The 19,030-nt window shown below is 69.6% G+C and carries 14 protein-coding genes and 2 pseudogenes; 1 reads left to right on the top strand and 15 read right to left on the bottom strand.

What is annotated here, in order from left to right:
* Window positions 1–7: 7 nt before the first annotated feature.
* The 9 genes and pseudogenes from ACFT32_RS12235 to betA form a co-directional block, all read right to left on the bottom strand.
* Window positions 8–397: pseudogene (locus ACFT32_RS12235) on the bottom strand (sarcosine oxidase subunit gamma); the annotation flags it as partial.
* On the bottom strand, window positions 355–1,668 hold the full coding sequence (glyA, locus tag ACFT32_RS12230; RefSeq protein WP_382488344.1) for a serine hydroxymethyltransferase: 1,314 nt from the start codon (window positions 1,666–1,668) through the stop codon (window positions 355–357). The gene glyA and the pseudogene ACFT32_RS12235, both read right to left, overlap by 43 nt.
* Complete coding sequence (locus ACFT32_RS12225; RefSeq protein WP_382488343.1) at window positions 1,665–2,525, bottom strand: bifunctional methylenetetrahydrofolate dehydrogenase/methenyltetrahydrofolate cyclohydrolase; 861 nt, start codon at window positions 2,523–2,525, stop codon at window positions 1,665–1,667. Before ACFT32_RS12225 ends, glyA begins: the two co-directional genes overlap by 4 nt.
* 93 nt (window positions 2,526–2,618) lie before the next feature.
* Complete coding sequence (locus tag ACFT32_RS12220) at window positions 2,619–5,057, bottom strand: FAD-dependent oxidoreductase (RefSeq protein ID WP_382488342.1); 2,439 nt, start codon at window positions 5,055–5,057, stop codon at window positions 2,619–2,621.
* 226 nt (window positions 5,058–5,283) lie between these two features.
* Complete coding sequence (locus tag ACFT32_RS12215) at window positions 5,284–6,246, bottom strand: ABC transporter substrate-binding protein (protein ID WP_382488341.1); 963 nt, start codon at window positions 6,244–6,246, stop codon at window positions 5,284–5,286.
* Window positions 6,247–6,259: 13 nt separating this feature from the next.
* Window positions 6,260–8,260, bottom strand: coding sequence for an ABC transporter permease (locus ACFT32_RS12210; protein ID WP_382488340.1), 2,001 nt, complete (start codon window positions 8,258–8,260; stop codon window positions 6,260–6,262).
* Window positions 8,260–9,348, bottom strand: a complete 1,089-nt coding sequence (locus tag ACFT32_RS12205) for a glycine betaine/L-proline ABC transporter ATP-binding protein (RefSeq protein WP_382488339.1) — start codon at window positions 9,346–9,348, stop codon at window positions 8,260–8,262. The genes ACFT32_RS12210 and ACFT32_RS12205 overlap by 1 nt, the downstream gene beginning before the upstream one ends.
* Window positions 9,349–9,367: 19 nt before the next feature.
* A complete protein-coding gene (locus tag ACFT32_RS12200) occupies window positions 9,368–10,837 on the bottom strand; it encodes an aldehyde dehydrogenase family protein (RefSeq protein WP_382488338.1) in 1,470 nt (489 codons plus the stop codon).
* Window positions 10,838–11,034: 197 nt separating this feature from the next.
* Window positions 11,035–12,696 (bottom strand): choline dehydrogenase, encoded by a 1,662-nt coding sequence (gene betA / locus ACFT32_RS12195; RefSeq protein WP_382488337.1) that lies wholly within the window; start codon window positions 12,694–12,696, stop codon window positions 11,035–11,037.
* Between the two features lie 207 nt (window positions 12,697–12,903).
* Between betA and ACFT32_RS12190 the strand changes: the two genes are divergently transcribed.
* Window positions 12,904–13,650 carry an IclR family transcriptional regulator gene (locus ACFT32_RS12190; protein ID WP_382488879.1) on the top strand — a complete coding sequence of 249 codons (747 nt, stop codon included), beginning with the start codon at window positions 12,904–12,906 and terminating at the stop codon, window positions 13,648–13,650.
* A gap of 65 nt (window positions 13,651–13,715) precedes the next feature.
* On the opposite strand, the gene ACFT32_RS12185 is transcribed toward ACFT32_RS12190, so the two are convergent.
* From ACFT32_RS12185 to ACFT32_RS12160, 6 genes and pseudogenes are all read right to left on the bottom strand, one after another.
* The gene (locus ACFT32_RS12185) at window positions 13,716–14,846 is read right to left on the bottom strand and encodes an aromatic ring-hydroxylating dioxygenase subunit alpha (protein WP_382488336.1); all 1,131 of its coding nucleotides are present in this window, start codon (window positions 14,844–14,846) and stop codon (window positions 13,716–13,718) included.
* A 35-nt stretch (window positions 14,847–14,881) separates the two neighbouring features.
* Window positions 14,882–16,045 carry an NAD(P)/FAD-dependent oxidoreductase gene (locus ACFT32_RS12180; protein ID WP_382488335.1) on the bottom strand — a complete coding sequence of 388 codons (1,164 nt, stop codon included), beginning with the start codon at window positions 16,043–16,045 and terminating at the stop codon, window positions 14,882–14,884.
* Window positions 16,042–16,404, bottom strand: coding sequence for a bifunctional 3-phenylpropionate/cinnamic acid dioxygenase ferredoxin subunit (locus ACFT32_RS12175; protein WP_382488334.1), 363 nt, complete (start codon window positions 16,402–16,404; stop codon window positions 16,042–16,044). The genes ACFT32_RS12180 and ACFT32_RS12175 overlap by 4 nt, the downstream gene beginning before the upstream one ends.
* Window positions 16,405–16,724: 320 nt before the next feature.
* Window positions 16,725–17,036 (bottom strand): annotated as a pseudogene (locus ACFT32_RS12170) (hypothetical protein); the annotation flags it as partial.
* Between the two features lie 77 nt (window positions 17,037–17,113).
* Window positions 17,114–17,749, bottom strand: a complete 636-nt coding sequence (locus ACFT32_RS12165) for an MBL fold metallo-hydrolase (RefSeq protein ID WP_382488333.1) — start codon at window positions 17,747–17,749, stop codon at window positions 17,114–17,116.
* Window positions 17,749–18,834 (bottom strand): S-(hydroxymethyl)mycothiol dehydrogenase, encoded by a 1,086-nt coding sequence (locus tag ACFT32_RS12160; protein ID WP_382488332.1) that lies wholly within the window; start codon window positions 18,832–18,834, stop codon window positions 17,749–17,751. Before ACFT32_RS12160 ends, ACFT32_RS12165 begins: the two co-directional genes overlap by 1 nt.
* Window positions 18,835–19,030 lie beyond the last annotated feature (196 nt).

Below are 19,030 nucleotides of genomic sequence, written 5' to 3'. Positions count from 1 at the left end.
GGAAACCCTCCAGCAGCCAGTCCGCCAGGTAGCCGGCGAAGGACGAACGGGCCAGCACCCAGAACCCGCCTGCCGGTTCGTCGCGAGCGACCGGGACGACCTGGGTGCGGCCCAGGGTCGTCCGGGCGCAGCGGCCGGGGCCGAAGACGCGCGGGTGCAGATCCAGCGGGCAGCCGTGGGCCAGCGGGTCGTGGGCAAGAGGACCCCCGACGAGCAGCGCGGTGTGCTGAGCCGGGACATCGACGACGGACACGGGCTCGTCACCCGCGGCCTCACCGATCCGGCTCTCCAGGTCCCGCTGACCGCCCGGCGGGCCCACCACGAGCCACTCGTCGGGGCCGAGCCACAGCGCGGTCAGCTCCCCGGCGCGGACGACGGTGCCGGGTTCGACGGGCAGTCGTCCGCGGACAGGTGAGGGTAGAGCGGGTGCTTGGCTGCCAGGGCCTCGGTGCGGGCGCGCAGGGCGGTCACGTCGGGCTCCGGCTGGAGGGCGAGGGCGATCACTTCCGCGACCTCGGCGAAGTCGTCCTCGGTGAAGCCTCGGGTGGCCAGGGCCGGGGTGCCGATGCGCAGGCCCGAGGTGACCATGGGCGGACGCGGGTCGAAGGGCACGGCGTTGCGGTTGACGGTGATGCCGATCTCATGGAGGAGGTCCTCGGCCTGCCGGCCGTCCAGCTCGGAGTCACGCAGGTCGACCAGGACGAGGTGGACGTCCGTGCCTCCGGTCAGCACCTTCACCCCGGCCGCCGACGCGTCCGCCCGGGTGAGGCGTTCGGCGAGGATGCGGGCGCCGGCGAGGGTGCGGGCCTGGCGTTCGGCGAACTCCGGTGACGCGGCGACCTTGAACGACACCGCCTTCGCGGCGATGACGTGCTCCAGGGGGCCGCCCTGCATGCCGGGGAACACCGCCGAGTTGATCTTCTTCGCGAGCTCGGCCTCGTTGGTGAGGATGACCCCGCCACGTGGACCGCCGAGCGTCTTGTGCGTGGTCGTGGTCGTGACGTGGGCGTGCGGTACGGGGCTGGGGTGCAGTCCCGCCGCCACCAGACCCGCGAAGTGGGCCATGTCGACCATGAGCAGGGCGCCCACCTCGTCGGCGATCCGGCGGAAGGCCGCGAAGTCCAGTTGCCTCGGGTACGCCGACCAGCCGGCGGTGATCATCTTGGGCCGGTGTTCCTTGGCGAGCCGTTCGACCTCGTCCATGTCGACGAGGTGGTCCGTCTCGGAGACGTGGTACGGCACGACGTTGAGCATCTTGCCGCTGTAGTTGATGCGCATGCCGTGCGTGAGGTGCCCGCCGTGCGCGAGGTCGAGGCCGAGGACGGTGTCGCCGGGCCGCAGCAGGGCGAAGAAGACGGCGGTGTTCGCCTGGGCTCCCGAGTGCGGCTGCACATTGGCGAAGCCGGCGCCGAAGAGCGATTTGATCCGCTCGATGGCCAGCCGCTCGGTGACGTCGACGTGCTCGCAGCCGCCGTAATAGCGCCGGCCCGGGTAGCCCTCGGCGTACTTGTTGGTCGCGACCGGGCCCTGCGCCTCCATCACGGCGGAGGGCGCGAAGTTCTCGGAGGCGATCATCTCCAGGGTGGACTGCTGGCGGTGCAGCTCGGCGCGGAGCGCGGCGTGCACCTCGGGGTCCAGCTCTGCCAGGGAGGTGTTGAGCACGTTCATACGGCGTTCGCGTTCCTCTCGGCGGCCTCTACGACATTCGCGAGCAGCATGGCCCGGGTCATGGGGCCCACTCCCCCGGGCATCGGCGCGAGCCACCCGGCGACCTCGGCACAGTCCGGGTGGATGTCACCCACCAGCCCCTGGTCCGTGCGGGTGATGCCGACGTCCAGGACGGCCGCGCCCGGGCGCAGCATGTCCTTGGTGATCAGTCCGGGCGAGCCGGCGGCCGCGACGACGATGTCCGCCTCGCGTACGTGCCAGGCAAGGCCCTTGGTTCCGGTGTGGCAGAGGGTGACGGTGGCGTTCTCCGACCTGCGGGTGAGGAGGAGGCCGATGGGCCGTCCGACGGTGATGCCCCGGCCGATCACGCACACCCGCGCTCCGGCGATCGGCACGTCGTGGCGGCGGAGCAGTTCGACGATGCCGCGCGGGGTGCACGGCAGCGGCGCCTCGACACCGAGGACGAGCCGGCCGAGGTTCACGGGGTGCAGTCCGTCGGCGTCCTTGGCCGGGTCCATGCGCTCCAGTACGGCGTTGGCGTCGAGGTGACGCGGCAGCGGGAGCTGGACGATGTAGCCGGTGCAGGCGGGGTCGGCGTTGAGCTCGTCGATCGTCTCCTCGACCTGCTGCTGCGAGGCGTCGGCGGGCAACTCCCGCCGGATCGAGGCGATCCCGACCTGCGCACAGTCCCGGTGCTTGCCACCGACGTAGGCGCGACTGCCCGGATCGTCGCCGACCAGGACGGTACCCAGTCCCGGCGCCCGGCCTGTGGTCGCCGTCAACTTGGCCACTCGCTCGGCGAGTTCGCGACGGATGGCGGCGGCTGTGGCCTTACCGTCAAGGAGTTGTGCGGTCACCTGAAGTGTTCCTTCCAACGAGCCTGGGCTTGAACGCCCCTAAGGGGCGCGGGGAACTGCGCGACAAGCCACGACGCACCCGCAGACGAAAACTCACCCACGAAGACGGGACATCGCCGGATCGAACAACGGCTCCTCGGCCACAACCGCCTCGACGGACTGATCGAAGTACCCGATGTGCACCACGGTCCCCGGCTCCGCAAGCTCCACCGGCAGCCACGCATACGCAATGCCCTTGCCGATCGTGTATCCGTACGCGGCACTGGTGACATAACCGACCGCACAGTCCCCGTCGAACACCGGCTCCTTGCCCATGACGACGGCCCGGGGATCGTCGATCGTGAGGCAGGTCAACCGGCGCCGCACATCCGCCTTGCGCCGCTCCAACGCCGCCTTCCCGATGAAGTCCTCCTTGTCGAGCTTCACCGCGAAGCCCACCCCGGCCTCGTACGGGTCGTGCTCGTACGTCATGTCCGTACCGAACGAGCGGTAGCCCTTCTCCAGGCGAAGACTGTTGAACGCACCCCGCCCCGCCACGATGCCGCCCAGCGGCTCCGCCGCCCGCCACAGCGTGTCCCACAGCTTCTCGCCGAGGTCCGCGGTGGTGTACAGCTCCCAGCCGAGCTCACCGACGTACGAGAGCCGCATCGCCGTCACCGGCACGGAACCGATGTGGGCGCGCTTGGCTCGGAAGTACTTCAGGCCCGTCGCCGAGAAGTCGGCGTCGGTGAGCGGCTGGAGGACGTCGCGGGCGCGCGGTCCCCACAGGCCGACGCAGCAGGTGCCGGGGGTGCTGTCGCGAACCTGGACCGTGCCGTCGGCGGGGAGGTGCCGGGTGAACCAGTCGAGGTCCAGGTTGCCGTTGGCACCGACCTGGAAGAGGTCGGGGGCCAGCCGGGCGACGGTGATGTCGCTGCGGATGCCGCCGTCGTGGTCGAGGAGCAGGGTGTACGTCACCGAGCCGACGGACTTGGCGACCTTGCCGGTGCACAGCCGCTCCAGGAACTCGCCCGCACCGCGCCCGCTGACCTCCAGTCGCTTGAGGGCCGTCATGTCGTACATCGCGACGGTCTCGCGGGTCCTCTGGGCCTCGGCGCCGACGATGGGCGACCAGTACCGCGCGGCCCAGTCGTTCGGGGTGACGATGGAACGGCCTTCGGCCAAGCCCGCGTTGGCCTCGTACCACTGGGGCCGCTCCCAGCCGTTCGCCTCCAGGAAGAAGGCGCCCAGCTCCTGCTGACGGGTGTGGAACGGGCTGGTGCGGATCGGGCGCGGGTCTCCCGACGGCTGGAGGGGGTGGAGGATGTCGTAGACCTCGACGAAGTTCTGGCAGTCGCGGGCCAGTACGTACTCCGGGGAGAGCTGGTGCGGTTCAAAGCGGTTGACGTCGCACTCGTGCAGGTCGAAAGACGAGCAGTGGCCGTCGACCAGCCACTCGGCCATGGCCCGTCCGACGCCCGCCGAGTGGGTGACCCAGACGGCCTCGGCGACCCAGAAGCCCTTGAGGTCCGGGGATTCGCCGAGCAGCGGCAGGCCGTCGGTGGTGAAGGAGAACAGGCCGTTGATGCCCTCCTCGACCTTGGCGTCCTTCGTCGCGGGGAGCAGTGACTGCGTCTCGGTCCAGGCCTCCTCGAAGTCCTCTTCGGTGAACTTCAGGACCGAGGGCATCTCCTCGGCCTCGTCCACGGAGAGGATGTCGTCGGCGGAGATCGGCATCGGGCGGTGCCCGTAGTAGCCGATGCCCAGACCGTCGAAGCGGTCGCGGTAGTAGAGGTCGGCGTCCTGGTGACGCAGGATCGGGCGGACCGCCTCCTGCGTCTGGCCGGCCAGGGCCGGTACCGGGCCCGTCCAGGCGAGCTGGTGGGCGAGCGGCGTGAGCGGGAGGTTCATGCCGGCCATGCGGGCGATCTTCGGGCCCCAGATGCCGGCGCAGCACACGACGATGTCGGCGGGGATCTCGCCCTGGTCGGTGAGGACTCCGGTCACCTCGCCCTCGGCCCTTGTGACGTCGAGGACTTCGTGGCGGGCGAGGAAGCGCACGCCGCGCTCGCTGGCCCGGCGGATCTGCGCCTCGACGGCGAGGACCGCCTTGGCGAGGCCGTCCGTCGGCACGAGGAGTCCGGCGAGGACCTTGTCCGGGTTGACGAGCGGGTGCTGTTCGACGCACTCCTCGGTGCTCAGCAGCCGGGCCTCGATGCCCCAGGAGGCGAGCCAGCCGTGGCGCCGCTGCAGTTCGGCGACGCGCTCCGGGCTGGTCGCCACCTCCAGGCCGCCGACCTGGAGGAAGCAGGGCTGCCCGTCCACGTCGAGCGAGCAGAACTTCTCGACGGTGTAACGGGCCATCTCGGTCATGGTCTTGGAGGAGTTGGTCTGGAAGACCAGGCCCGGGGCGTGCGACGACGATCCCCCGGTGGCGGGCAGCGGGCCCTGGTCGACCACGGTCACTTCGGTCCAGCCTCGTGCGGAGATCTCGTCGGCGAGCGCCGCCCCCACGACGCCCGCTCCGATGATGACCACCCGGGGTCCCGCCATCGCCGCACCTCCGACGTTGAAAGCGTCCAGTTGCTGTCTGCGCAACAAGGTTCAGGTTGCGCAACTCAATGTGCCCGCCGTGAAGAGGCGTGTCAAGGGGTCCGCGAGGCCGGAAAAGCACCCGGCGGCGACAGGGAGGAATCACCAGAAAACGACGAGGCCCGGCAGGCTGACGACACAGCCTGCCGGGCCTTGCCGGCGGGGTTCACAGGGGCAGTCGTGCGCCTTACTTGATCCAGGCGTCGACCTTGCCGCGGTTGGCCTCGACCCACTTCTTCGCCGCGGCCTCGGGCGCCATCTTGTCCACCGCGATGTACTTGGCCACGGTGTTCTGGTCCTCGTTCGTCCAGGTGAAGTTCTTCACCAGGTCATAGGCCGGACTGCCCGACTTGGCGAACTTCGCGCTGACGATCTTGTCGAGTTCGTACACGGGGTAGTCACATGCGACCTTCTCCGTGTCGGCGTCGCAGCCCTCCTTGTACTCGGGCAGGCTGACCTTCTTCAGCGGCACCTCGGACATGAACCACTGCGGCTCGTAGAAGTAGCCGATCACCCACTGCTTGTTCTTCTCGGCGTTGCGGTAGGCCTGGATGAGCGCGGTCTCACTGCCCGCGTACACCACCTTGAAGTCCAGCTTGAGGTTCTTCACCAGCGCCTCGTCGTTGGTGACGAACGACGGGTCGCCGTCGAGGAGCTGGCCTTTGCCGCCCGACTCCGAGGTCTTGAACTTCGACGCGTACTTGTTGAGGTTCTTCCAGTCGGTGATGTCCGGGTGCGCCTTCGCCAGCCACGGCGGCACGTACCAGCCGATGAGGCCCTTGTTGCCGGTCGGGCCGGCCTCGACGGCCGTCTTCTGATCGGTGATGTACTTCTTCTTCAGGTCGTCGTGGCCCCAGTTCTCCACGACGGCGTCGACCTCGCCGGTGCCGAAGCCCTGCCAGGCGATCTCCTCCTTGAGGTCCTTCTGCTCGACCTTGCAGCCGAGGTCGTGCTCGGCGACGTACGCGAGGACCGCCGCGTTCGCCTCGTAGCCGACCCACGGGTTGATCGCGAGATTGAAGGTGCCGCACTTGCCCGAGCCGCCCGACCCGCCCGCGCTGTCGTCACCTACCTTCGCGCCGCCGCAGGCCGTGAGAGTGAGGCCCAGGACGGCCAGACCGGCGGCGCCGGCTCTCCAGTGTCGTGCCATGGTGTGATGCTCCTTATGCCCCGGCGCGGCGAGCCGCTGCCTGAGTGATCCGGTCGAACATGACGCCGAGCAGGACGATGGCGAGCCCTGCCGCGAGTCCCTTGCCGTACAGCTGGCCCTGCGAGAACCCGGCCACGACGTCGTAGCCGAGGGCCCCCGCTCCCACCAGGCCGCCCACGACGACCATCGACAGCACGTAGATCAGGCCCTGGTTGGTCGCGAGGGTCAGGGCTCCGCGTGACATCGGCAGTTGAACCTTGGTGATGATCTGCCAGGTGTTGCACCCGGTGGACATCGCCGCTTCGACGGTGGTCTCGGGCACGGCTCGCACCCCGTCAGCGATGATCTTGATGGCGACCGGCGCCGCGTAGACGATCGCCGCGACGATGGCCGTGAACCGTGTCGCGCCGAACAGCGCGAGGAACGGCACGAGATAGACGAACGGCGGCATGACCTGCGCCGCGTCCAGGGAGGGCCTGAGCAGCCGGTCGACGAGCGCGCTGCGTCCCATCCACACGCCGAGGACCACGCCGAGCAGCATCACCAGTACCGTCGCCACGGCGGTGGACGCCAGCGTCGTCATGGCGTCCGACCACACGCCGGTCGCCACGAGAAGGCCCACGCAGACGGCGGCGGTGGCCCCGGCACGCCATCCGCCGAGCACCGCGCCGAGCCCGACGAGGGCGGCGCCGACGAGCCACCAAGGGGAGTCGGTCAGCAGCGTCTGGAACGGATTGAGCAGGCCGTTGGTGAGGGCGTCGCGAAACGCGTTGGTCAGGCCCGACAGGTTGTCCTGGGCCCAGGTGGTCACATCGGCCGCCGTCTTGGCGATGCTGCTGCCGATGCCGCCCTCGCCGGGGAACTCGGCCGCCCACAGGTACGTGTGCGACAGGTACACGAGCACTGCCGCCATCATCGCGCCGGCCGCGAGCAGGTGCCGCCGCCACTTGAGGAAGGGACTGTCCGAGCCCCTGGCCGTCTCGGCTCGTCCGCTCGCCGCGGTGGTGACCCGGTCCAGCACGATGGCCATGACGACGATGGCCAGACCGGCGTTGAAGGCCGTGCCGACGTCCAGCGACTGGAGGGCCTGGACGACGGTCTTGCCGAGGCCGGGCGCGTCGATCAGGGCCGCGATGGTCACCATCGCCAGGGCTGCCATGATGGTCTGGTTGACGCCCATCACCACCGTCCGCCTGGACATCGGCAGCAGCACCTTGAGCAGAGCCTGCCGCCGCGTCGCGCCCATCGAGTCCGCCGCCTCGACCGTGGTCTGCGGTACGGAGCGGATGGCGTGCGCGGTGATGCGGATCGCCGGTGGTGCCGCGTAGATCGCGGTGGCGATCGTCGCGGATGCCGGGCCGATGAGGAAGAACAGGGTCAGAGGCGCCAGGTAGACGAAGGTCGGCATCGTCTGCATGAAGTCAAGGAACGGCGTCACGACCCGGTTGAACCGGTCCGACAGTCCGGCCCACACCCCCAGGGGGATCGCGAACAGCAGCGCCACGCACACAGCGGAGACGGTGAGCGCCAGGGTGTCCATGCTCTCCTGCCACAGGCCCTGAAGGCCCAGGAACGTGAAGCCGGCCACCGTGAGCAGCGCGACCCGCCAGTTGCCCGCGGCCCAGGAGACGTAGCCGGCGATGCCGACGACACCGAGCCAGCCGATCTGAGGAACCGGGCGGCCCGGGGCCGGCTGTGAGATCAGCTCCTGGACGAAGGTCACGAGGGAGTCGATGACCAGGCGGATCTCGTTGAAGAAGTAGAGGAAGAGCGGGTTGGAGTTGCGGTTGGCGCCGATGGAGTCGTTGACGTCGTTGAACCACCGGTGCAGATCGGTCAGGTCGGCCGCGGCGAGGGAGAGTGTCTGCCTGCCGCGCAGCACGGCGAAGAGCACGAACCAGACGAGCAGGATCGCGGCCACGACCACGGAGCGGTTGATCCCGCGCTCGCGCCGGGCCGGCGCGGGTGGCTCCGCGGTCCCGGTCTTCTCCGGTTTCTCCATCGCGACGGTCATCACGCGTCGCCTTCCTGCCCGGCGACGATCGCGAGGATCTCCTCGTCGCCGACGATGCCGAGCAGCTTGCCGTTCTCGACGACCTTGACCGGCTTCTCGGCGGCGAGCACCGCCCGCGTGGCCTCCTTCACCACGACGTCCGGGCCCAGCTCGGGACCGTCCAGGGGGTCGTCGGGCTCCGCCGGGCGCATGATCCACCGCAGGGTCAGCACATCACCGCGCGGCACGTCCCTGACGAAGTCGCGTACGTAGTCGTCGGCGGGGGCGCCGACCAGCTCGTCCCCGGTGCCGCACTGGACCATCCTGCCGTCGCGCATGATGAGGATGCGGTCACCCAGCCGCAGCGCCTCGGAGAGGTCATGGGTGATGAACACCATCGTCTTGCCGACTTCGTGGTGCAGACGGACGACCTCGTTCTGCATGTCCCGGCGGATCAGCGGGTCGAGCGCCGAGAACGGCTCGTCGAAGAGGAGCACGTCCGGGTCGCCGGCCAGGGCGCGGGCGAGACCGACGCGCTGCTGCATTCCGCCGGAGAGCTGGTCGGGGTAGGAGTTCTCGTACCCGGAGAGGCCGACGAGTTCGACGACCTCCAGAGCACGCTTGGTGCGTTCGGCTCTGCTCATGCCGCGGATCTCGAGACCGAACGCCACGTTGTCGACGACCCGGCGGTGCGGCAGCAGCCCGAAGTGCTGGAAGACCATGGAGAACTTGCTGCGCCGCAACTCGCGCAGGCGGCCCGTGTCCGCGTCGCGGATGTTCTCGCCCTCGAAGAGGATCTCGCCGGCGGTGGGTTCGATGAGCCGGGTCAGACACCGGACCAGGGTGGACTTGCCGGAGCCGGACAGGCCCATGACGACGAAGACCTCGCCGGGGGCGACCTCGAAGTGCACGTCGCGCACGGCGGCGGTGCATCCGGTGCGGTCCATCAGTTCGCGGCGGGTGAGGCCGCGCAGTTCCTCGGAGCCCGGTACCTGGTCCGCTTTGGGTCCGAACACCTTCCACAGCTCGCGCACGGAGATGACCGGCGTGGGAGCCGCGTCCTGGGGGGTGTCGCGCCGCCGCGGCGCCTCGGTCGTTGCTGGGGTCATGTTCGACCTCTTTCGGCGTTCAGCCGCGGAACCAGTGCTGCGGCCGGGGTTGGATGTTCTGCCAGATGTGTTTGGGCTCCCGGTACTCGTCGAGGCCGGTCGGTCCGAGCTCCCGGCCCACGCCGGAGTGCCCGAACCCACCCCATTCCGCTTGGGGTACATAGGGGTGGTAGTCGTTGATCCACACCGTGCCGTGGCGGAGCCGGCGGGCGACCCGCTGGGCCTTCCCCGCGTCCTGTGTCCAGACGGCGCCGGCGAGTCCGTACTCGGTGTCGTTGGCGATGCGCACCGCGTCGTCCTCGTCGGTGAAGCGCTCCACGGTGAGCACGGGCCCGAAGGACTCCTCGTGCACGACGCGCATGTCCTGACGGCACTCGTCGAGCACGGTGGGCGGGTAGTAGTGGCCGTCGGCCAGGGCCGGGTCATCGGGGCGTACGCCGCCGCAGCGCAGGACGGCGCCTTCGGCGAGTCCGGCGGCGACGTACTCCTCGACCTTCGTCAGGTGCTGTGCGGAGATCAGCGGGCCGGTGTCGGCCTGCGGATCGAAGGGGCCGCCCAGGCGGATCCGCCGGGCACGGCGGACCACCTCGTCGACGAACCGGTCGTGCAGCGTGTCCTGGACGATCAGCCGGGCACCGGCGGAGCAGACCTGCCCGGAATGCAGAAAGACGGCCGTGAGAGCGAAGTCCACGGCCGTCTCGAAGTCGGCGTCGGCGAAGACGACATTGGGGTTCTTGCCGCCGAGTTCCAGGGCGACCTTCTTCACGGTCGCGGCGGCCGTGGCCATGATGCGTCTGCCCGTGTCCAGGCCGCCGGTGAAGGAGACCATGTCGACGGCGGGGTGTTCGGTGAGCGGTGCGCCCACCTCGGGCCCGGCCCCCAGGACGAGGTTGGCGGCTCCGTCCGGAAGCCCGGCCTCCTCGAGTGCCCTCAGGAGCAGGATCGAGGTGGAGGGAGTGAGTTCGCTGGGCTTGAGGACGATCGTGTTGCCCGCGAGGAGGGCGGGGGCGACCTTCCAACCGGCCTGAAGCAGCGGGTAGTTCCAGGGAGTGATCAGCCCGCAGACACCGATCGGTTCGTACACGACGCGGCTGACCGCGTCGTCGCGGCCGGTGTCGATGACACGGCCGGCGTCGGTGCCGCCGAGCCCTCCGTAGTAGCGGAGGCAGGAGACGACGTCGGCGATGTCGTACTCGCTCTCCACGAGCCGTTTGCCGGTGTCCAGTGATTCGGCGCGGGCGAACGCGTGGGCGTCGCGTTCGAGGATGTCGGCGGTGCGCAGGAGGAGCGCGCCGCGCTCGCGCTCGGGGGTGCGCGGCCAGGGCCCCTCGTCGAAGGCCCGGCGGGCTGCGGCGATGGCCGCCTCGGCGTCGGGGCGTGTGCCTTCGGACACGGTCACGGACAGGGTGCCGTCGGCTGGACAGCGGATGTCCCGGTGGCCGCCGGCCGCGGGATCCCGCCACTTTCCGTCCACGTACAGGTCTGCCACGTCGGGAGCCCTTCGAGGGAATCGCGTTGCGCATCACGCACCGTATTGCTTGTGGTGGAACACTCTGCGGAAGGCGGGAACCCACGTCAAGGGGTCGGCCGATGACGGTTCTGCCAAGGAGGCAGCCCGGAGAACACGACGCCCGCAGGCCCGGAACACCTTGTTTCCGGGCCGATCGGCTCTATGAAAACTGCAGGTTACGCGCCTGCGTCGCGGTAGCGATAGTACGTGGCGGCAGACGGCGGCAGCGGCTCCTTGCCGAGGATGAGGTCGGCCGCCTTCTCCGCCATCATCATCACCGGCGCGTAGATGTTGCCGTTGGTGATGTAGGGCATCACGGACGCGTCGACGACCCGCAGACCCTCCACACCGTGCACGCGCATGCTGGCGGGATCGACGACCGCCATCTCGTCGGTGCCCATCTTGCAGGTGCATGACGGATGCAGCGCGGTCTCGCCGTCCTTGGCGACCCAGGCGAGGATCTCCTCGTCGGTCTCGACGGACGGTCCGGGCGAGATCTCCCCGGCGTTGTACGGGGCCATGGCGGGCTGGTTGAGCAGCTTGCGGGCGACCCTGACGGCCTCGACCCACTCGCGGCGATCCTGCTCGGTGGACAGGTAGTTGAAGCGCAGCGCCGGGTGCTCGGCCGGGTCCTTGCTCTTGATCTTCACCGAGCCGATGGCGTCGGAGTACATGGGTCCGACGTGTACCTGGTAGCCGTGTCCGCCCGCGGGCACGGAGCCGTCGTAGCGGACCGCGACGGGCAGGAAGTGGAACATCAGATTGGGGTAGTCCACGTTCTCGTTGCCACGGACGAAGCCGCCCGCTTCGAAGTGGTTGGTCGCGGCGGGACCCGTGCGGAAGAGCCACTGGAGGCCGATGAAGGGTGCGCGCCACTTCGCTAGGTGCGGCTGCATGGAGACGGGCTGCTTGCAGGCGTACTGGATGTACACCTCCAGGTGATCCTGGAGGTTCTCGCCGACACCCGGCAGATCGTGTACGACGTCGACGCCGAGCGCGCGCAGCTCCTCGGCGTTGCCGACGCCGGAGAGCTGGAGCAGCTGCGGGGAGTTGATCGCGCCTCCGCACAGGATGACCTCGCCGGCACGCACCTGCCGGGGTCTGCCACGGCCGTGCCGGTACTCGACACCGACGGCCCGCTTGCCCTCGAAGAGGACGCGGGTGACCAGGGCGCGCGTCGTGACGGTGAGGTTGGGCCGCTTCCGCACGGGCTTGAGGTACGCCTTCGCGGCCGACAGACGGCGTCCGCGGTGGACATTGCGATCGAACCTGGCGAAACCTTCCTGCCGGTAGCCGTTCACGTCGCTGGTGGGAGCGTGGCCCGCCTCCTCGGTGGCTTTGAGGAAGCCCTCGAAGAGCGGGCTCGTCCCGGGGCCGCGTTCGAGGACGAGGGGGCCGTCGTGCCCGCGGAACTCGTCGTCCGGGTCGGCGGCAAGACAGTTCTCCATCCGCCGGAAGTACGGCAGGCAGTGCGCGTAGTCCCAGGTCTCCATGCCGGGGTCGGCCGCCCAGCGCTCGTAGTCCATGGGGTTGCCACGCTGGAAGATCATGCCGTTGATGCTGCTGGAACCGCCCAGCACCTTGCCTCGGGCGTGGTAGACGCGCCGGCCGCCCATGTGGGGCTCGGGTTCGGACTCGTACTTCCAGTCGTAGAAGCGGCTGCCGATCGGGTAAGTCAGCGCCGCGGGCATGTGGATGAAGACGTCCCAGGGATAGTCGGGCCTGCCCGCCTCCAGGACCAGCACCCGGTTGCCGGGGTCCGCGGAGAGCCGGTTGGCCAGTGCGCTGCCGGCCGATCCACCACCGACGATGACGAAGTCGTACTGCAAGTGAGCCATGGGGCCTCGTCTCGCTCGTGCCGTAGAGAATGCGCGGCATGCTAGCGCCGGTATCTCTATGCGCACCAGGTTGCGAACAGCGCAACTTGCGAAGTTCTGTGCCAAGCCTGTGACCTGCACAGTGGCGGCTATGTTTATCGCCCGTATAGTTGCGTTGTGAGCAACTACCATCCAGATACCGAAACGACAAGTGCGCCGACCGGTGGGGTGCAGTCCGTCGACCGTGCCATCACCGTGCTGGAGATCCTGGCCCGGCGCGGCGAGGCCGGCGTCAGCGAGGTGGCCGCCGAGATCGATGTCCACAAGTCCACCGCGTTCCGGCTGCTCGGCGCCCTGGAGGTGCGCGGTCTGGTGGAGCAGGCGGGCGAGCGCGGCAAGTACCGCCTCGGTTTCGGCATCGTCCGGCTCGCCGGCGCGGTCACCGGGCGCATCGACATCACTCAGCAGAGCCGCCCGGTCTGCGAGCGCCTGGCCCAGGAGCTCGGCGAGACCGTGAACCTGGCCGTGATGCAGGAGCAGTACGCGATCAACCTGTACCAGGTGCGCGGTCCGGGTGCCATCACGGCGTTCAACTGGGTCGGCCAGCTGACTCCGCTGCACGCCACCTCCAGCGGCAAGATCCTGCTGGCCCACATGCCCGCGAAGGAGCGTGCCACGCTGCTGTCGCAAGCCGGCCTGAAGAAGATGACGCCCCGCACCCTGACCGCGAAGACCAAGCTGGAGAAGAATCTCGCCGAGGCTCTTGAGCGGGGCTACTCCTGGACCCTGGAGGAGTTCGAGGTAGGGCTGCACGCCATGGCCGCTCCGGTCCGCAACCGGGACGGAGAGGTCATCGCGGCGCTCAGTGCCTCCGGACCCGCGTACCGCCTCACCGAGGACCGTATGTACGACCTCGCTCCGGTGCTGGTCAAGGGCGCGGACGAGATCAGCCATCGGATGGGCTACCTGGGCTGAGCCCGCCGCTCCGCCTTCGCCGACCGTCCGAACACCCGGGGGCCGATACCCGCCGGGGACCGCCGCTACCGCGGCCGCCCCATGCCCAGACGCTCCTGGACGAAGGCGTGGAACTCGCCGATGTGATGCTCACTGGGCACGAGAACTCCGCCCTTGGCGTACAGCCGGGAGTTCATCGCGGGCTGACAGCGCTCGCACGCGTCGAAGTCCTGCCGGTTGACGCGGTCGAAGAGCTCCACCGACCGGCTGACGTCCTTTCCGCTCTCGACGACGTGCTTGAGATAGAGCCAGTCGCACTCGACGATCGTGCGATCGGCGGCGACCGGGTACATACGGTGGAAGATCACATGATCGGGCACGAGGTTGATGAACACCTGCGGCCGGACGGTGATCGCGTAATAGCGGCGGTCCTGGTCCTCGGTGACGCCCGGAATGCGGTCGAGGCCTTCTGAGCCGTCGATGGTGAAGCCCTTGACCTCGGAGCCGAACTCCGCGCCGTGTCCCACGTAGTACTGGGCGGCGTACCCGTCGGCGAACTCGGGGAGCACCTCCGTGAGTTCGGGGTGGATCGTCGCACAGTGATAGCACTCCATGAAGTTCTCGACGATGAGTTTCCAGTTCGCCTTGACGTCGTAGACGATCCGTCTGCCGACTTCGAGGTTCTCGATGCCGTAGTGCTCGACCGAGTCCGTGTCGCCGAGGCGCGCGACCACGTCCCGCACGACGTCGTCGAAGGGGGGCGGGTCCTCGGCGAGGCACACCCACACGTAGCCGAGCCACTCCTGCGTGGCCACTGCCGCGAGGCCGTACTCGGTGCGGCCCATGTCCGGCATCTTCGTGAGGTTGGGCGCCGCGACGAGTTTGCCCGTCAGGTCGTACGTCCAGGCGTGGTAGGGGCATTGGAAGGCGCGCTTGACCTCGCCGGTCTCCGCGGTGCAGAGCCTGGCACCGCGGTGCCGGCATACGTTGAAGAAGGCACGTATGGAGTTGTCCCGTGCTCGGGTGATCAGGATGCTCTCGCGGCCCACGTCGACGGTCCGGTAGGCGCCGGGCCCGGCGAGGTCGGCGGAGCGCACGGCGCAGAACCACATCGCCTCGAAGATGTGCTCCTGCTCCTGGGCGAATGTGCCGGGATCCGTGTAGGAGGATCCGGGGAGGGTGGCGATCAGGCTTTCCGGCAGGCCGGTCGAGGTCACACTGCACTCCTCGGGAAACGTCGTCTACGACACGGTCAGGACGGCGTGGCCGCGAGGTGCTTGCGCCAGCGCATGAACAGCCGCGGCTGGTTCATCCCGAGTACGGCGACCGGGTGTCCGGCACGCCGGTAGACGGCCAGGACGTTGCGGTCCTCGGCGGCGCCTTCCTCGATCGTCACGCTGTCGGCGCGGGTCGCGTTGCCCGCGAACTGGATCTTCACGCCGTACTGGTCGGACCAGAAGTACGGCGGCCGGGGTACGCCCGGTTCGGACTCGCCCCAGGACAGCAGCGCGGCCACGGCCGCGTCGGGGCGTTCCCGGGCGCCGGTCCAGTGCTCCACGCGGCGGTGGGTGCCCGAGCGCGGGTCGTACCAGGAAGCGCAGTCGCCGACCGCGACCACTCCGGCCAGGCTGGTACGGCCGTCCGCACCGCACTTGACGCCGTCGCCGAGCTCGACGCCGGATCCTTCCAGCCACTCGACGCAGGGACGGGCCCCGACACCCACGACGACGATGTCGGCGGGGATGCTACGGCCGTCCTCCAGCAGGACGGCGTCGACGCGGCTGTCGCCGCTCAGCCCCTTGACGCCCACGCCGCACAACAGGCGCACACCGTGGTCCGTGTGGAGGGCGGAGACGATGCTGCCCATGGTCGCGCCGAGCGGTGCGGCCAGTGGTGCGGGCGCCGCCTCGACGATGGTCACGTCGAGGCCGAGGGCGTAGGCGGTGGAGGCGACCTCGGCGCCGATGAAGCCGCCGCCGATCACGACCAGGCGTCCGCCCCGGGCCAGTTCGTCCCGCAGGGCGCGGGCGTCGTCCAGTGTGCGCAGGGTGTGCACACCGGCCAGTCCGGCCATGCCGGGCAGGGTCCGGGCGGCGGCGCCGGTGGCAATGACGATGCCGTCGGCCCTCACCTCCCGGCCGTCGGTGAGCCGCACGGCGCGGGGCGTGGTGTCGAGTCCGGCGGCGCGGACTCCGAGCAGCCACTCCGCTCGCAGGTCCTCGTCGTCCGGCTCCAGTGCGAGATCGGCTTCGCCGATTCCACCGGCCAGGAACTCCTTGGACAGGGGCGGCCTGTCGTACGGGCGGTGGAGTTCGTCGCCGATCACGACGAGCCGTCCGTCGTACCCCTGCTTGCGCAACGAGCGCGCCGCCGACAGACCGGCCAGCGACGCGCCCACCACGGCCACCGTCCTCACGCGACGCCCCCGGCGAGCCGGGCGGCGATGCAGGGGGGCAGGTTCGGGGCTGCCGTGGACAGCCGTACGTAGATCATGCCGTCCTCGATGAAGACCTCGTGCGTGCGCACCGGGAGCTTGGCCGGCGGGGCGTCGACGGCTCCGGTCTTGAGGTTGAACTTCGAGGCGTGCAGCGGGCATTCGACCTCGCATCCCTCCAGCCAGCCGTCGGCGAGCGAGGCGTCCTGGTGGGTGCATGTGTCGTCGATGGCGAAGAGTTCGCCGTCGTCGGTGTGGAACACCGAGACCGGCGGGTCGATGTCGAGCCGGTGGGCCTCGCCTCGGGGGAGATCCACGAGACGGCACGCGGGAATCATCATGACACCTCGGGTGCGTATAGCGGAACGGATTGCGGTGAACGCAACGTCAGTTTGGAGGCGCCCGCAAACCCTTGTCAAGAAGTTCAGAGGACGACCGACGGCCATATTTTTCGTTGCGACATACGCAACGTCCTGCGTTATAGGAAACGCAGGTCAGGACGGGGCACCCTTCAGAACCGGGCCTTCGACAGCAGCGCGGCCGCGGGTTCGAGACCCCAGCGGGCGGTCACGCGCACCGCGTCGGCGGTCGCAGTGGCGTCGTGGACGCGCACGCACCGGGGGCCCTGCGCGGCAGCCAGGACCGACACCGCGGAGGTGGCCGCGTCCCTCAGAAGCGCCGGGCGGGGCCGGCCCGTCCGCGGGTCTGCCAGAAGGTGACCCAGAAAGGACTTCCGTGCCGCGCCCACGAGGACCGGCCGGCCGAGCACGGTGAGCCCCCGGAACCGCCGAGCAGGCGCCAGTTGTGCTCGGCGTGCTTGGCGAACCCCGGACCCCGGGTCGAGGACGAGACAGCCGGCGCAGCATCGCCGGATCGGCCGGTCCGCCGGAGACGTCGTTGACGAGGGCGGCGCCGGCCTCGACGGCGGGTGCGGAGATTCAGGGCTGTGACGGCCGGGGTGGGTCGTGTCCACGGGGCGCGCTCGGCACTCGCTCGAAACGAGGAACCGAGCGCGTTCGGCCACCCCGGCCGGGTAGGGCGGCGCTCGTGTCACCAGCCGCGGGCGGCCCACTCCTCCAGGTGCGGGGCTTCCGCCTCGATGGTGGTGGTGTCGCCGTGTCCGGTGTGGACCACCGTCGCGCCGGGGAGCGTCAGCAGCCGGTCACCGATCGAGGTGATGATCGTGCCGAAGTCGCTGTACGAGCGCCCGGTCGCGCCGGGGCCGCCCGCGAACAGGGTGTCGCCGCTGAACAGTGCGCCCAGGTCGGGCGCGTACAGGCACACGGCCCCGGGCGCGTGTCCGGGCGTGTGGAGGACGCGCAGTCCGATCCCCGCCACGACGATCTCGTCGCCGTCGGTGAGCGGGCGGTCGGGCCGCCGGCTCGGGTGGACCGTCTTCCACAGCACCTGGTCGTCGGGGTGCAGCAGGACGGGTGCGCCGGTGGCGAGAGCGACATCCGGCGCCGCGCGCACATGGTCGTCGTGGGCGTGGGTGCACACGACGGCCGACAGACGCCGGTCACCGACGGCCTCCAGGACGGCGTCGGAATCGTGTGCCGCGTCGATGACGACCACCTCGTCGTCGTCACCGACGATCCAGACGTTGTTGTCGACGTCCCAGGTACCGCCGTCGAGGCTGAAGGTGCCGCTCGTGACGAGGTGTTCGATGCGCGGCGCGCCGGCCATCACAGCACCACCACGGAGCGCAGCACATCGCCGCCGTGCATCTTCTCGAAGGCCTCCTCCACGTCACCGAGTCCGATGGTCTCGGTGACGAACGCGTCCAGGTCGAACCGGCCTCCCAGGTACAGGTCGATGAGAGCCGGGAAGTCACGCGAGGGCAGGCAGTCGCCGTACCAGCTGGACTTCAGCGAGCCGCCGCGCCCGAAGACGTCGAGCAGCGGCAGTTCCACCTTCATCTCCGGGGTGGGCACACCGACCAGCACGACCGTACCGGCCAAGTCCCGGGCGTAGAAGGCCTGCTGGTAGGTCTCGGGGCGGCCGACCGCCTCGACGACGACGTCCGCGCCGAAGCCTCCGGTGAGTTCGCGCACCGCCTCCACGACGTCGCCCTTCGAGCCGTCGACGGTGTGGGTGGCCCCCATGGCCATGGCGCGGTCCAGTTTGCGCTGGTCGATGTCGACGGCGATGACCTTGCTCGCACCGGAGAGCCGTGCTCCCGCGACGGCGGCCATCCCGACGCCGCCGCAGCCGATGACGGCGACAGAGTCCCCTCGTCCGACGGCACCGGTGTTCACGGCGGCGCCGAAGCCCGCCATGACGCCGCATCCGAGCAGACCGGCTGCCACCGCCGTGGCCGCCGGGTCCACCTTGGTGCACTGTCCGGCCGCGACCAGCGTCTTCTCCGCGAAGGCGCCGATGCCGAGGGCGGGCGAGAGCGGGGTGCCGTCGAGCAGCGTCATCGGCTGCGTCGCGTTGTGGGTGGCGAAGCAGTACCAGGGCTTGCCCTTGCCGCACGCCCGGCACTGGCCGCACACGGCCCGCCAGTTGAGGATGACGAAGTCACCGGGCTCGACGCCGGTGACTCCCTCCCCGACCGCCTCGACGCGACCGGCCGCCTCGTGCCCCAGCAGGAAGGGGAATTCGTCGTTGATCCCGCCCTCTCGGTAGTGGAGGTCGGTATGGCAGACACCGCACGCCTCGACCTTGACCAGGGCCTCACCCGGACCGGGATCGGGGACGACGATCGTCTCGACGGAAACCGGTGCGCCCTTCTTCCGGGCGACGACGGCACGAACCTCGTGAGCCATGAGCTGCTCCTCAGACGGGAATCACGCGCGTGTGCGTTGCCTCATTCGATACACGCACCGCTATACGCAACCGAGCATCGGGGAGGGGAACACCGAGGGTCAAGAGGTGGGTGGGAACCGGACCGACTCGGCCGGATCCGTCGGTCGGAAGATGCCTGATCCGAGCGCGCATGAGCGGCCGCACCCCTCGGACACT

The organism is Streptomyces sp. NPDC057002 (assembly GCF_042673825.1).
In the GTDB taxonomy this organism is placed as follows: domain Bacteria; phylum Actinomycetota; class Actinomycetes; order Streptomycetales; family Streptomycetaceae; genus Streptomyces.
Note: the sequence above shows the minus strand (reverse complement) of the source record. Positions and strands in the feature narration are given on the sequence as shown.

Bases quoted from the DNA above. Each gene is read 5' to 3' on its own strand.
- glyA (WP_382488344.1), bottom strand. From the start codon at position 1,668: ATGAACGTGCTCAACACCTCCCTGGCAGAGCTGGACCCCGAGGTGCAC.
- ACFT32_RS12220 (WP_382488342.1), bottom strand. From the start codon at position 5,057: ATGGCGGGACCCCGGGTGGTCATCATCGGAGCGGGCGTCGTGGGGGCG.
- ACFT32_RS12215 (WP_382488341.1), bottom strand. From the start codon at position 6,246: ATGGCACGACACTGGAGAGCCGGCGCCGCCGGTCTGGCCGTCCTGGGC.
- ACFT32_RS12210 (WP_382488340.1), bottom strand. From the start codon at position 8,260: ATGACCGTCGCGATGGAGAAACCGGAGAAGACCGGGACCGCGGAGCCA.
- ACFT32_RS12205 (WP_382488339.1), bottom strand. From the start codon at position 9,348: ATGACCCCAGCAACGACCGAGGCGCCGCGGCGGCGCGACACCCCCCAG.
- betA (WP_382488337.1), bottom strand. From the start codon at position 12,696: ATGGCTCACTTGCAGTACGACTTCGTCATCGTCGGTGGTGGATCGGCC.
- ACFT32_RS12175 (WP_382488334.1), bottom strand. From the start codon at position 16,404: ATGATGATTCCCGCGTGCCGTCTCGTGGATCTCCCCCGAGGCGAGGCC.
- ACFT32_RS12165 (WP_382488333.1), bottom strand. From the start codon at position 17,749: ATGGCCGGCGCGCCGCGCATCGAACACCTCGTCACGAGCGGCACCTTC.
- ACFT32_RS12160 (WP_382488332.1), bottom strand. From the start codon at position 18,834: ATGGCTCACGAGGTTCGTGCCGTCGTCGCCCGGAAGAAGGGCGCACCG.